Annotated in this window: 13 protein-coding genes; 10 read left to right on the forward strand and 3 right to left on the reverse strand. The window is 62.7% G+C overall.

Annotated features, from left to right (window positions below; translation table 11 throughout):
* The first annotated feature begins 57 nt into the window (after positions 1–57).
* The 8 genes from argH to ACS92L_RS11645 all read left to right on the forward strand — a co-directional run bounded on the left by argH (position 58) and on the right by ACS92L_RS11645 (position 6,914).
* On the forward strand, positions 58–1,485 hold the full coding sequence (argH, locus tag ACS92L_RS11610) for an argininosuccinate lyase (RefSeq protein WP_438765055.1): 1,428 nt from the start codon (positions 58–60) through the stop codon (positions 1,483–1,485).
* A complete protein-coding gene (gene lptM / locus ACS92L_RS11615; protein WP_438765056.1) occupies positions 1,482–1,859 on the forward strand; it encodes an LPS translocon maturation chaperone LptM in 378 nt (125 codons plus the stop codon). Before argH ends, lptM begins: the two co-directional genes overlap by 4 nt.
* On the forward strand, positions 1,856–3,142 hold the full coding sequence (gene lysA / locus ACS92L_RS11620; protein WP_438765057.1) for a diaminopimelate decarboxylase: 1,287 nt from the start codon (positions 1,856–1,858) through the stop codon (positions 3,140–3,142). Before lptM ends, lysA begins: the two co-directional genes overlap by 4 nt.
* Positions 3,139–3,969: a diaminopimelate epimerase gene (dapF, locus tag ACS92L_RS11625; RefSeq protein WP_438765059.1), complete on the forward strand. Its 831-nt coding sequence runs from the start codon at positions 3,139–3,141 to the stop codon at positions 3,967–3,969. The genes lysA and dapF overlap by 4 nt, the downstream gene beginning before the upstream one ends.
* A gap of 35 nt (positions 3,970–4,004) precedes the next feature.
* Positions 4,005–4,703 carry a DUF484 family protein gene (locus ACS92L_RS11630; RefSeq protein WP_438765061.1) on the forward strand — a complete coding sequence of 233 codons (699 nt, stop codon included), beginning with the start codon at positions 4,005–4,007 and terminating at the stop codon, positions 4,701–4,703.
* Positions 4,700–5,665 (forward strand): tyrosine recombinase XerC, encoded by a 966-nt coding sequence (locus tag ACS92L_RS11635; protein WP_438765063.1) that lies wholly within the window; start codon positions 4,700–4,702, stop codon positions 5,663–5,665. The genes ACS92L_RS11630 and ACS92L_RS11635 overlap by 4 nt, the downstream gene beginning before the upstream one ends.
* Entirely contained in the window at positions 5,662–6,387 is a 726-nt protein-coding gene (locus ACS92L_RS11640; RefSeq protein ID WP_438765065.1) for an HAD family hydrolase, read from the forward strand. Before ACS92L_RS11635 ends, ACS92L_RS11640 begins: the two co-directional genes overlap by 4 nt.
* Positions 6,388–6,569: 182 nt before the next feature.
* Complete coding sequence (locus ACS92L_RS11645) at positions 6,570–6,914, forward strand: hypothetical protein (protein WP_438765067.1); 345 nt, start codon at positions 6,570–6,572, stop codon at positions 6,912–6,914.
* A 21-nt stretch (positions 6,915–6,935) separates the two neighbouring features.
* Here ACS92L_RS11645 and yihA read toward each other — a convergent pair whose 3' ends face one another.
* Complete coding sequence (gene yihA, locus ACS92L_RS11650; protein ID WP_438765069.1) at positions 6,936–7,571, reverse strand: ribosome biogenesis GTP-binding protein YihA/YsxC; 636 nt, start codon at positions 7,569–7,571, stop codon at positions 6,936–6,938.
* 221 nt (positions 7,572–7,792) lie between these two features.
* On the opposite strand from yihA, the gene ACS92L_RS11655 reads away from it, so the two are divergent.
* Both ACS92L_RS11655 and ACS92L_RS11660 read left to right on the forward strand, forming a co-directional pair.
* The gene (locus ACS92L_RS11655; protein ID WP_438765071.1) at positions 7,793–8,443 is read left to right on the forward strand and encodes a thiol:disulfide interchange protein DsbA/DsbL; all 651 of its coding nucleotides are present in this window, start codon (positions 7,793–7,795) and stop codon (positions 8,441–8,443) included.
* A gap of 78 nt (positions 8,444–8,521) precedes the next feature.
* Complete coding sequence (locus ACS92L_RS11660) at positions 8,522–9,346, forward strand: endonuclease/exonuclease/phosphatase family protein (protein WP_438765073.1); 825 nt, start codon at positions 8,522–8,524, stop codon at positions 9,344–9,346.
* Positions 9,347–9,435: 89 nt separating this feature from the next.
* Here the strand turns inward: ACS92L_RS11660 and nuoN are convergent, their stop codons facing one another.
* Positions 9,436–10,884, reverse strand: a complete 1,449-nt coding sequence (nuoN, locus tag ACS92L_RS11665) for an NADH-quinone oxidoreductase subunit NuoN (RefSeq protein ID WP_438765075.1) — start codon at positions 10,882–10,884, stop codon at positions 9,436–9,438.
* A 6-nt stretch (positions 10,885–10,890) separates the two neighbouring features.
* Positions 10,891–12,414, reverse strand: coding sequence for an NADH-quinone oxidoreductase subunit M (gene nuoM, locus ACS92L_RS11670; protein WP_438765077.1), 1,524 nt, complete (start codon positions 12,412–12,414; stop codon positions 10,891–10,893).
* Positions 12,415–12,517 lie beyond the last annotated feature (103 nt).

A 12,517-nucleotide genomic window follows, 5' to 3' on the forward strand; every position in this document is an offset into this window, starting at 1 on the left:
GGGCGGCGCCTTGCCTGCCTCCCGGTCCCGACCCTTTCGATGCAGGATCGCCAGCAGATGACGCAAACCACCAATCAATCCTGGGGCGGTCGCTTCAGCGAGCCGACCGACGCCTTCGTAGCGGCCTTTACCGCCTCCATCGGCTTCGACCAGCGCCTTTATCATCACGACATCCGGGGCTCCATCGCCCATGCCACCATGCTGGCACGTGTGGAGGTGCTGACCGAGGACGAGCGTGACGCCATCGTCGACGGTCTCGAACAGATCGAGGCTGAAATCGAGCGTGGCGAGATCGAATGGTCCGTGGCGCTTGAAGACATTCACATGAATATCGAGGCGCGCCTGACCGAGCGCATCGGTACGGTCGGCAAAAAGCTCCACACCGGGCGCTCGCGCAATGATCAGATCGCCACCGATATTCGCCTGTACCTGCGTGATGGCATCGACGCCGTTTCTAGCGAGCTTTCGCGCCTGCGACAGGGGCTGATCGAGCTGGCTGACGCCGAGGCCGACACCATCATGCCGGGCTTCACCCATCTGCAGAGCGCCCAGCCCGTAACCTTCGGTCATCACCTGCTGGCCTGGCAGGAGATGATCGCCCGCGATCAGGAGCGTCTGCTGGATGCGCGCAAACGGGTCAACATCATGCCGCTGGGTGCGGCGGCACTGGCCGGCACGACCTATCCGATCGACCGTCACGTCACCGCCGAGCTGCTGGGCTTTGACCGTCCGGCCGAGAACTCGCTGGACGCCGTCAGCGATCGCGACTTCGCCATCGAATTCACGGCCTTTGCCAGCCTGTTGATGATGCACCTGTCGCGCATGAGCGAAGAGCTGGTGCTCTGGACCAGCGCGCAGTTTGATTTCATCGACCTGCCCGATCGCTTCTGCACCGGCTCCTCGATCATGCCGCAGAAGAAAAACCCGGATGTGCCCGAGCTGGTACGCGGCAAGACCGGACGCGTCTATGGCCACATGATGAGCCTTTTGACCCTGATGAAGTCCCAGCCGCTGGCCTACAACAAGGACAATCAGGAAGACAAGGAGCCGCTGTTTGACACCCTCGACACCGTGCTCGGCTCCCTGCGCGCCTTTGGTGACATGATCCCGGCAGTACGCGCCAAAAGCGACAACATGCATGCCGCCGCCAGACGCGGTTTCGCCACCGCCACGGATCTGGCCGATTACCTGGTGCGTCAGGGTGTGGCCTTTCGCGACGCCCACGAGATCGTCGGCAAGGCGGTCGCCTTCGGCATCGAAGAAGGCCGTGACCTCTCCGAGATGACGCTTGAGGAGCTCCAGCGCTTTTCGGACCACATCCACGGCGACATCTTTGAGGTGCTGACCCTGGAAGGCTCGGTGGCCGCGCGCAATCACATCGGCGGCACCGCCCCCGATCAGGTTCGCGCCGCCGCCCAGCGCGCCCGCGAGGCGCTGGCCGCCCTGCCGAAACACGCTCACAATTTCGAGGATCATGCGCAATGACCCGCCTGATGACTGCCATGATGGCCGCGCTGGTACTGGCCGGCTGTGGCCAGACCGGCCCGCTGTACATGCCCGACAACGAAGCCGCCCGCGAACGCTACGACCCGCAGGGCGACTATCAGCCAGACGAGGCGCAGCAAAACGACGCGCAACAAAACGACAGCCGTCAAAGCGACGCCGCCGAGCGCACCTCGCAGTCGACCAGTGACGGTGTCAGCATCGGCGGTGCCGGCAGCGAGAGCCGTGATGGCGCCGTGAGTGTGCCCGAGGGCGACAGCCGTCCCGCGACCACCACGGGAGGCCAGGTCGGCGGTGCCGCCTCGACCGGCGCGCCGGCAGCGGCGCCTACCGGCGCCGGTCAGGGGGGCACATGAGCACGCATTTTGTCTGGCACGATGACCAGCTTCACGTCGAGCAGTTGACCCTTGCAAGTGTCGCCGAGCGCTTCGGCACGCCCTGCTATGTCTATTCAAACGCGGCCTTTCGCCAGCATTTTCTGGACTACGCGCGACCGCTCGAGGGCACGCCGCACCTGATCTGCTACGCCCTCAAGACCAATTCAAATCTGGCCGTGCTCAACGTGCTGGCGCGGCTGGGCGCGGGTTTTGACATCGTCTCCGCCGGTGAGCTCGAACGGGTGCTGGCCGCCGGCGGCGACCCGGGCCGGGTGGTCTTTTCCGGCGTGGGCAAGCGCATTGATGAGATGTCGCGGGCGCTGGAAGTGGGCATCAAGTGCTTCAACGTGGAATCCGAAGCCGAGCTTGAGCGTCTCAACGAGGTGGCCGAAAGCCGCGATCAGGTGGCGGCGATCTCCATTCGGGTCAATCCGGATGTCGATGCCCGCACCCACCCCTATATCTCTACCGGGCTCAAGGACAACAAGTTCGGCATCGCCATTGCCGATGCCGAGCGCGTCTATCAGCGCGCCGCCGAGCTGGCCCACGTCCACCCGGTCGGCATCGACTGTCATATCGGCTCGCAGCTCACCGAACTCTCGCCCTTTCTGGACGCCCTTGATCGTCTGCTGGCGCTTTATGACCGGCTGAATGATCAGGGTATCCACATCGATCATCTGGATCTGGGCGGCGGTCTGGGCGTGGATTACGCCGGTGAGACACCGCCGCCGGTGGCGGACTACATCGCCGCCCTGCGCCAGCGCATCGGCAGCCGAGAGGTCGAGCTCATTTTCGAACCCGGCCGCTCGATCGCCGCCAACGCCGGCGTTTTGCTGACCCGGGTCGAGTATTTAAAACCCGGTGAGGCGAAAAACTTCGCCATAGTCGATGCCGCCATGAACGATCTGATCCGGCCCACGCTCTATCAGGCCTGGCAGAACATTACCTGCGTGGACCGGCGCGAAACGCGGGAGACGAAATGCTGGGATATCGTCGGGCCGGTGTGTGAGTCCGGTGACTACCTGGGCAAGGACCGCGAGCTGGCCATCGCTCCGGGAGATCTGCTGGCCGTGCACTCGGCCGGCGCCTATGGCTTCGTAATGGCCTCGAACTACAACACCCGGGCGCGGCCGCCGGAAGTGATGGTGGTCGGCGATCAGGCACATCTGGTGCGCGAGCGTGAGCCCTTGAGTTCGCTCTGGGCCGGGGAAGCGCTGCTGCCGGAGGCGGCCATCGCCCCGCAGGGAAACCACACCTCATGATGCTGCATTTCACCAAGATGCAGGGTCTGGGCAATGACTTCATGGTGGTCGATCTGGTCACCCAGCGCGCCCGCCTTGACAGCGAGCGCATTCGCGCCCTGGCCGATCGTCGCTTTGGTATCGGCTTTGACCAGCTGTTGCTGGTCGAGCCGCCGTCGCGCCCTGACAGGGACTTTCGTTACCGCATCTTCAATGCCGACGGCAGCGAAGTCGAAAACTGCGGCAACGGCGCTCGCTGCTTTGCCCGCTTCGTGCTCGATCAGAAACTCACCGCGCGGCGCGAGATCGCCGTGCAGACCGCCGGCGGCGATCTGGTATTGAGAGTGGCCGACGACGGCCGGGTGCGTGTCGACATGGGCGCGCCCCGTTTTGCCCCGGTCGATATCCCGCTGAGTGCCGAGACCCAGGGCCATGACTACGCGCTGGACGTCGACGGGGAGACGGTGCATCTGGACGCTCTGTCGATGGGCAATCCGCATGCCGTCATCGATGTCGACAGCGTCGATCACGCCCCCGTGACCACGCTTGGCCCGCGGATCGAGGCGCATCCGCACTTTCCGAAACGCGTCAACGTGGGCTTTATGGAGATCGTGTCGCGTCAGAGCGTGCGCCTGCGAGTGTTCGAGCGTGGCGTGGGCGAGACGCTGGCCTGTGGCACCGGGGCGTGTGCCGCCGTGGTCAGCGGCATCCGTCGCGGCCTGCTGGACCCGCACGTGGCGGTGACCCTGCCCGGCGGCACCCTGAGTATCGAATGGGCGGGCCCGGGGCAGTCGGTCATCATGACCGGCCCGGCCGAGCGCGTCTTTGATGGCCGCGTTGTTGTTTAGCCCAGTGTTGTATGGCAAAGCCTGCGGGAGATGACATGACCCATGACCACGACGCACCGTCGTCCCCTCGTTGCGAAACGCTCGAGGCCGATCAGGTCAGCGACTGGCTTTCGCGCCATCCCGACTTTTTTGAAGGCCGTGAAGCGCTTCTGGCCTCGCTGCAGCTCTCCCACCCCCAGACCGGCGGCGCCGTGTCGCTGGTCGAGCGTCTGATCGCGACCCTGCGCGCGCGCACCGAGCAGGCCGAAGGACAGCGTCAGGCGCTTTTGAACGCCGCGCGGCAGTTTGATCAGCAGGCCGGCGCCATGCGCGGTCTCACCCTGTCGCTTTTGCAGGCCGAAAGCCCTGATGCGCTGGCACAGACCCTGACCGCCGAGCTGAGCGAGCGCTTTGGCGTGGCACATATGGCGCTGTGGCGACAGCTCTCAAGCGGCGAATGGGCGCAGCCGCCCACCCACGCCCTCGATGACGACACCGATCAGTGGATCGCTGACCAGCGTTCCACCGCCAGCGGCTGTCTGACGCTGGACGCTGCCACCGCGGCGCGCCTGCTGCCCGGCACCACGCTCTCGGGCGGCCGCGGCGCCGTAACCCGGCTGGCACTGGGCGAGCGCCATGGCTATCTGGTGCTGGCTCATCCGGAGGAGACCGCTCTGCCGTGGATCATGGAGGCCGAAAACATGAGCTATCTGGGCGATGTCGTGGCCCGGCTGCTGCTGCGAACACCGTCATGAGTGCCCTGCAGCCGCTGGTCGATACCTTTATCGAGCGCCTGCGTCAGCGGCACAGCCCCGCCACGGTCGACGCCTATCGCCGCGATCTGACGGCACTGATGGCGTTCATGGACCGCGAGGAGATCGCCTTCTGGGCGGCGCTCGACATTCATCATCTGCGCCGTTTTCTGGGCCGCGAGCGCACTCGCGGTCTGGGGGCACGCAGCCTGGCCCGGCGTCAGGCAGCCATCCGCCGTTTCTGCGATCTGCTGATTGAACAGGGCCTGATGGGACACAATCCGGCCCGGCTGCTGGATACGCCGAAAATGCCGCGCCATCTGCCGCGCCCGGTCGATGTCGATGTGCTCGGGCAGTTTCTCGACACGCCGCACGACAACTCGCCACTGGCGCGACGCGATCAGGCCATACTGGAGCTGTGCTACTCCAGCGGCCTGCGTCTGGCCGAACTGGCCGGCATTGACCTCGTGGATATCGACACCCACCGTGCCCGGGTGCGCGGCAAGGGTGACAAGCCGCGTCAGGTCCCCATCGGGCGCCGCGCGGCCACGGCGCTGGCGGCCTGGCTGAATGTGCGGGGCATGCTTGCCGGCCCGCACGAGCCGGCGCTGTTTGTCGGCATGCGCGGCCAGCGTCTGGGCCATCGCGCCATTCAGCTGCGCATGGCGCATCTGGGGCGCGAGCGCGGCCTGCCCGAGCATCTGCACCCTCACCGCCTGCGCCACAGCTTTGCAAGCCACCTGCTGGAATCCAGCCAGGATCTGCGCGCCGTCCAGGAGCTTCTGGGCCACGCGCATCTTTCTACCACCCAGGTCTACACGCGACTGGACTGGCAGCATCTGGCCGACACCTTCGATCGCGCCCATCCGCGGGCGCACCGACGGCCAGGTCGTTCCCATGACACTTCTTCTTCCCGCGACGCTTCAGCCAGCGGGACCCCGGACAATCAGGACACGCCCTCATGATCAAGGCCATCACATTCGATCTCGACGACACCTTCTGGGACAACGGCCCGGTGATGGCCGCGGTTGAGCCCGGCCACTATCAATGGCTCGATGAGCAGATCGGCCATGCCGCGCACTTCCCGCTGGAGGAGTATCAGCGTCGGCGCATGGCGCTGGCACAGGACAATCCGCTGCATCGGGGCGATTTTACCTGGCTGCGCCGTAAAACCCTGACCGACATGCTGCTCGAGTTCGGCCTGGCCGACAACGAGGCACGCCGCTGGGCCGATGACACCATCGAGCACATGCTGACGCTGCGCCACGATGTCGCCATCTTCGAAGAGGTGCCGGCCATGCTGGAGAGACTGCGCGCCCGGGGCATTCGCCTGGGCGCGATTACCAATGGCAACGTGGATCTGGAGCGACTGGTCATCGCCGAGCACTTCGACGTGATCATCAAGGCGGGGGTGGCGCTGGCGCCCAAGCCCGACGCGCGCTGTTTCCTGTCGGCCATGGCGCGTCTTGGGGCGCAGTCACCGCTTGAGGCGGTTCACGTGGGGGATTCATGGGCCGAGGACGCGCTGCCGGCACAGCGCCTTGGCATGCATGTGGCCTGGATCGATGCCAAAAATACCGGCCTGCCCGAGCAAACGCCCCGCGGCATTCACCGGCTGAGCCATATTCGCGAACTCGAGGCACTGCTGGCTGACATCGAATCATCAACCAGTGATCAGCCAGCGTGACCATCAAAGGGCTGAAAAATTCAGTTACCTTTTAAAACACTCGACTATTATTAGGACATGAAATAATAAGCACGCTTTTATAGCGCTTCACGGGGCATCACGACATGCCCCGATCGATAATAATGACTGCCTGACGTGGGTGTTCATCCTTTTTTCATCGACCCTGATAGGCTCTTCGGATCATGCGTCCTCTCGATATTCTCAGCATCACGCTGGTGCTTTGTGCCATGGCACTGGTGATTGCCCTGCCCATGTCGGCCAATCAGACGGCACTGTCGAGTGACGCAGGCCTGAACAGGGGGGCAATCCTGCACTACCCGGGCCAGCAGAAACAGGCCGCCGCCCTTTTGCGCTTCGATGATGATCAGGGGCAGTCACGGCCTACGCTGTTTGATCCGGACCGGACGGGAAGCGACACGCTGCCGATGCAGACGATGCCGGTGCCCGGCATCGTCACCGAACCGGCAACCCCCGCTCCTTCAATGGGCATGCGCTATCCCACCGGCCGCCAGATCTACAGCTTTTAAACAATCCGGACCGTTGCAGGGTCAGGCCTGATCCTGCGATGGCTTTTCGGGTGTGAGCCACTGGCACAGACGCTCGTTGAGCTCTTCCACCCCCTTGCGGTCGTGAGACGAGAAAAGCTGCACGCTGACCAGATCCTCCCACTCCTTGAGCTGATGGCGCACTTTCGACAGCACGCCCATGGCCGCGCCGCGCTTGAGCTTGTCGGCCTTGGTCAGCAGGATGTGCAAAGGCATGTCATTGTCATCGGCCCAGCCCATCATCATCTGGTCAAACTCGGTCAGGGGATGGCGCACATCCATGACCAGCACCGTGCCCTGCAGGGAGCGACGCTCGCGCAGATACTGCGCCAGATGCTGCTGCCATTCACGACGCACGGCCTCCGGCACCCTGGCATAGCCATAGCCTGGCAGGTCGACCAGCCGATACTGCGGCTCGCCCAGGGTGAAGAAATTGATCAGCTGCGTACGCCCGGGCGTTCTCGAGGTACGCGCCAGCGACTTCTGATTGGTCAGCGTATTGATGGCACTGGATTTGCCGGCATTGGAGCGCCCGGCAAAGGCCACTTCAAGCCCGGTATCCGCCGGACAGTCGGCCAGCTTCGGGGCGCTGGTCAAAAACGTGGCCGACGGAAAATGATGACGCATGACATCCGACATGGGGGGATTTCCAACGATGAGACAATGGGCAACGATGAGATAATGAGGCGAGTGTAACACCCTGCATCGATGCCCCGCTCGTCAGTCGTGGTCGCTTCTGCCAGGATGGCAGGGAACCGTTCGCCCGTCGGGTGTTCAAAGTAACGATGAATAACAGGCTGATAACAACAGCGCTCAGGCACCATTGACACCATATTTGCTGTTCAGGGAGTAACACTGTGATGTTGAAGCATTTTCCGGGCGCACGCTGGCTGATGGCCGCCGTCGCCGTTTGCGGTCTTTCAGGCATGGCCATGGCGGCCGAACCGGTCGCCGGTCAGGACTACGAGGTTCTCGACAAGCCGGTATCAAGCGATCTGCCCGAGGGCCAGATCGGTGTGACCGAAGTGTTCTGGTATGGCTGCCCGCACTGCTACGAACTTGAAGAGCCGCTGGAGTCCTGGGTCGATACCCTGCCCGATGACGTCACCTTCGAGCGTCTGCCGGCCACCATGGGCAAGGTGTGGATGCGCCATGCCACTGCCTACTACGCCGCACAGGAACTGGGCATCTTTGACACGCAGTTTCATCGCGACTTCTTTGACGCCATCCAGAAGGACGGTCATCGCATGACCGATGACGACGAGATCGCCGAGTTCTTCACCAACTATGGTGTCAGCAAGGACGAGGCCCTCAAGGCGCTCAGCTCCTTTGGCGTCAAAAGTCAGCTCAATCAGGCCAATGCCCGCATGAAGGCCTACAAGCTGATGGGGGTCCCGGCACTGATCGTCAACGGTCAATACGTCATCACCCCACGCTCTGCCAACGGTCTGGACAACATGCCGAAAATCGCTGAAGCCCTGATCGAGAAAACGCGCCAGGAACAGGAATAAGGCACTCGCTGATTCATTGTGCCGGCGGCCCGATACCGACCGTATCGGGCCTTCCTGCCTTGCCAACCGGGATATTGAATGCAGGACGATAGCCAGAGCGAACGCATTACCTCTCTCAAACTGCTGACCTTCAACATGCAGGTCGGCATCCATACGCACGCCTATCATCACTATGTGACACGCAGCTGGCAGCATTTTCTGCCCCATCGCGGCCGGGCCACCCGCCTTGATGCAATGTGCGATACCTTCCGCGAGTTTGATCTGGTCGGCCTTCAGGAAGTCGACGGCGGCAGCTTTCGCTCAAGCAACATCAACCACGTAGAGTATCTGGCAGCGCAAGCCGGCTTTCCTTACGCCTCGCAGCAGCTCAACCGCGATTTCGGCCGGTTCGCCAAGCACAGCAACGGCCTGCTCAGTCGCCTGGCGATCAGCCATACCGATAACCACCGCCTGCCCGGGCCCAAGGGGCGCGGCGCCATGCACATTCGTTTCGGCGAAGGCCCCGAAGCGCTGCATCTTTTCGTGCTGCATCTGGCGCTGGGCACACGCACCCAGAATCTCCAGCTCGACTACATCAGCGAGCTGGTCGCCCCGCTCAGAAACGTTATCATCATGGGCGATCTGAACTGCACCCATGACAAGCTCAGGTCACATCCGCGCTTTTCCCGGGCGCTGTCTCTTGATCAGGGTCGTGGCATCCCCAGCTACCCTGCCTGGCAGCCCACTCGCGCGCTGGATCACATCGTGGTGACCCCCTCGCTCAAAATGAACCATCTGCGCGCGCTGCCACCGCTTTTTTCCGACCATCTGCCGCTGGCTGTAGAAGTGACCCTGCCGCTGCCGTGCGCGCGCAGTATTTCCATTGCCGGACTCGGCGGTACCACACCGCACAGCGTGCGCTAGCACCCAACAGCGTTTATGTGTGGCAGCCACACGAAAAAGCGCCCCATCCGCAGGGATGGGGCGCTTTTTTATGGTCCGGCCTTCAGGGCTCAGCCCAGGGTGGCACCACTGACCAGCATGATCATCGGCTGCGGATAAACCCCCAGTACCAGCACGGCCAGTGCCAGCAAAATGACCATGATACCGCCGGCACGCTGTCCCCAGTCGCTGGAGGCGTCGTACTGCTCCTCCTCGGTCGGGTGCAGATAGAGCATGACCATAACGCGCAGATAGTAGTAGAGGCTGAGAGCACTGCCGATGATGACACCGGCTACCAGCCACCAGAGCTGTGCTTCCACGCCGGTTGCCAGCACGTAGAACTTGCCGATAAAACCTGCCGTCATTGGAATGCCGGCCAGCGAGAGCATCATCACCGTCATGACCGCCGCCAGATAGGGGCGACGCCAGAACAGCCCCCGATAGAACTTCAAGGAGGCCACATCGCTGCCCTGCCAGGGGCTCGACACCAGCGCGATCACACCAAAGGTGGCAAGCGTGGTCGCCACATAGGTGATCAGATAGATGCCGGTGGTCAGAAGCGCCAGATCGTCGCTGGCCACCACCACGGTCAGCAGATAACCCAGATGGCCGATGGAGGAGTAGCCCATCAACCGCTTGATGTTGTCCTGACGCAGCGCCATCAGGTTGCCGACCAGCATCGACAAAAAGGCGATGAAGGCAACGGTCGTGTGCAGGCTGGCGATATCGGTCACCGGCGCGCTTAAAAACAGACGCATCAGCAGGGCAAAGACCGCAATCTTGCTGACCGTGGCCAGAAAGGCCGTCACCGGGGCCGGCGCGCCTTCATAGACATCGGCGGTCCACAGATGAAACGGCACCAGCGACAGCTTGAAGGCCATGGCGATTACCATCATGCCGATGCCCATCAACAGCCAGCTGGCATGCCCGCCACCCTCGGTCAGACGCGCGCCCAGATCGGCGAAGGCCAGCGAGCCCGACTCGGCATACAAAAGCGCCATGCCAAAGAGCAGAAAGGTCGAGGCCGCCGCGGACAGCACCATGTACTTGATGCCCGATTCCAGCGACAGCCGGGTACGGTAGGCGTAGGCCGCCATGCCGTAAAGCGGCACGCTCAGAAGCTCAAGGCCGAAAAACAGCGACAGCAGATGATCACTTGCCACCATGGTCAGCGCGCCCAGCACCGAGCAGCCCAGCAGCATGTAAAACTCTTCCTTCTGGTCGTCGAACCCTTCCAGATAGGCATGCGCAAGCGTTGTCGAGGCCAGCCCCGCAATCAGGATCAACGCCATGTAAAGCACGGCATAATTATCGACCAGAAGCAGCGGCGACACGCGAATCGGTGTGACCGTCAGCACCGCCAGCAGGGAGAACAGTGCCGCGTTGAGACCGATCGTGGTCAGCGTGGCCGTCACCACATGATGGCGACGCCAGGCGATGCCCAGCATGACAACGATGACCGTGATGCACACGATCAGAAGCGGTAACAGGGCGATCAGATGTGACAGGGTCAGATTCATGTCGGCTCAGCCCGCAAACGAAGGTGAAACAGCAAACCAGTGACGCACTTCATGCATCGCGCCCTGCGAAATATCGAGCACTACCTGAGGGTAAAGCCCCAGCGCAATGGTCAGCACCAGCGTGCTCAGCAGCATGGCGTACTCGCGACCATCCAGACGCGCAATGGTGCTCTTCTCGCGCGGCGGCCCCCAGTAGACCCGATGCATTAAAATCAGCGAGTAGATGGCCGACAGCACAAGCCCGGCACTGGCGATCACGACCACCCAGGGCACCACATCAAAGGCGCCGAACAAAATCAAAAACTCGCCGATAAAGTTGCCGGTGCCCGGCATGCCCAGCGAGGCCATGACAAAGACCAGTGCAAAGCCCGGCAGCGCCCCGAGACGGCCAAACAGCCCGCCCATCTGGCGCATGTCACGAGTGTGCAAACGCTCGTAGAGCTGGCCGCTGATCATGAAAAGCCCGGCCGCCGAGAAGGCATGCGCCACCATCTGCAGGATGACCCCCTGCAGCGCCAGCAGCGTGCCGGAGTAGATGCCGATCAGGACAAAGCCCATGTGCGAGATACTGGAACAGGCGATCAGCCGCTTGATATCGGTCTGGGCAAAGGCCAGTACGCCACCGTAAAAGATACCGACCAGCCCCAGCGTCATCGCGATGGGCGCAAAGGCCTGCGAGGTTTCCGGGAACAGCGGAAGCGCAAAGCGCAAAAGCCCGTAGGCGGCGGTCTTGAGCAGGATGCCGGCCAGATCCACGCTGCCCGCGGTCGGCGCCTGAGCGTGGGCATCCGGCAGCCAGCCGTGCAACGGCACCACCGGCAGCTTGACGGCAAAGGCAATGAAAAACCCGAGCATCAGCACCCAGGACATGACCCCGGTGATCGGCGTTTCGCGCAGGATGGAGTAGTCAAAGGAGAACACGCCGGTCTGGGTATAGTGCATGAATACCAGCCCCAGAATGGACACCAGCATCAAAAGCCCCGAGGCCTGGGTATAGATAAAGAACTTGATGGCCGCCGACACCGGTGACTTGCCTTCCGATTCATGCCCCCAAAGGGCGATCAGGAAGTACATCGGCACCAGCATCATTTCCCAGAAAAAGAAGAACAGGAACAGGTCGATGGCCAGAAACACCCCGACCACGCCGCCGATGACCCACATCAGGTTGAGGTGGAAAAAGCCGACGCGCCGATCGATCTCCTTCCAGGAGCAGACCACCGCCATGATGCCCAGAATGCCGGTCAGGGCGATCATGATCAGCGACAGGCCATCGAGTGCCAGATGGAACGTAATGCCAAAGGCAGGAATCCAGGGCAGCTGGAACTGGCTCTGCCAGTCAGGCGTATTGCCCACCACCTGCGACAGGCTGTAGTCGCCGCTCACCCACAGGACAATCGCCATTACCAGCAGCAACACCATGGAGAGCAGCGCAATCCAGCGCGGCATGGCCGTGTTGGGTCTGATCAGCTCGAACTGCCAGCACAGCAGCCCCCCGATAAAGGGGATGAGTAGTAGCCAGGGCAACATCATGGCGTGAGCGCATCCTTGATCGTTATTGTGGGCACGGTGGGCACAAACAGCCGGGCAGTCCCGTCACCGGCAGCGTATCGCTTTAAGGCAACCGCCCTGAATT

The organism is Kushneria halocnemicola (assembly GCF_965650455.1).
Taxonomy (GTDB): Bacteria; Pseudomonadota; Gammaproteobacteria; order Pseudomonadales; family Halomonadaceae; genus Kushneria.

Coding starts and splice junctions, on each gene's coding strand:
- yihA (WP_438765069.1), bottom strand. CDS start 7,571: ATGTCGGATGTCATGCGTCATCATTTTCCGTCGGCCACGTTTTTGACC.
- ACS92L_RS11655 (WP_438765071.1), top strand. CDS start 7,793: ATGTTGAAGCATTTTCCGGGCGCACGCTGGCTGATGGCCGCCGTCGCC.
- argH (WP_438765055.1), top strand. CDS start 58: ATGACGCAAACCACCAATCAATCCTGGGGCGGTCGCTTCAGCGAGCCG.
- ACS92L_RS11635 (WP_438765063.1), top strand. CDS start 4,700: ATGAGTGCCCTGCAGCCGCTGGTCGATACCTTTATCGAGCGCCTGCGT.
- nuoN (WP_438765075.1), bottom strand. CDS start 10,884: ATGAATCTGACCCTGTCACATCTGATCGCCCTGTTACCGCTTCTGATC.
- ACS92L_RS11640 (WP_438765065.1), top strand. CDS start 5,662: ATGATCAAGGCCATCACATTCGATCTCGACGACACCTTCTGGGACAAC.
- ACS92L_RS11630 (WP_438765061.1), top strand. CDS start 4,005: ATGACCCATGACCACGACGCACCGTCGTCCCCTCGTTGCGAAACGCTC.
- ACS92L_RS11660 (WP_438765073.1), top strand. CDS start 8,522: ATGCAGGACGATAGCCAGAGCGAACGCATTACCTCTCTCAAACTGCTG.
- ACS92L_RS11645 (WP_438765067.1), top strand. CDS start 6,570: ATGCGTCCTCTCGATATTCTCAGCATCACGCTGGTGCTTTGTGCCATG.
- lysA (WP_438765057.1), top strand. CDS start 1,856: ATGAGCACGCATTTTGTCTGGCACGATGACCAGCTTCACGTCGAGCAG.
- dapF (WP_438765059.1), top strand. CDS start 3,139: ATGATGCTGCATTTCACCAAGATGCAGGGTCTGGGCAATGACTTCATG.
- nuoM (WP_438765077.1), bottom strand. CDS start 12,414: ATGATGTTGCCCTGGCTACTACTCATCCCCTTTATCGGGGGGCTGCTG.
- lptM (WP_438765056.1), top strand. CDS start 1,482: ATGACCCGCCTGATGACTGCCATGATGGCCGCGCTGGTACTGGCCGGC.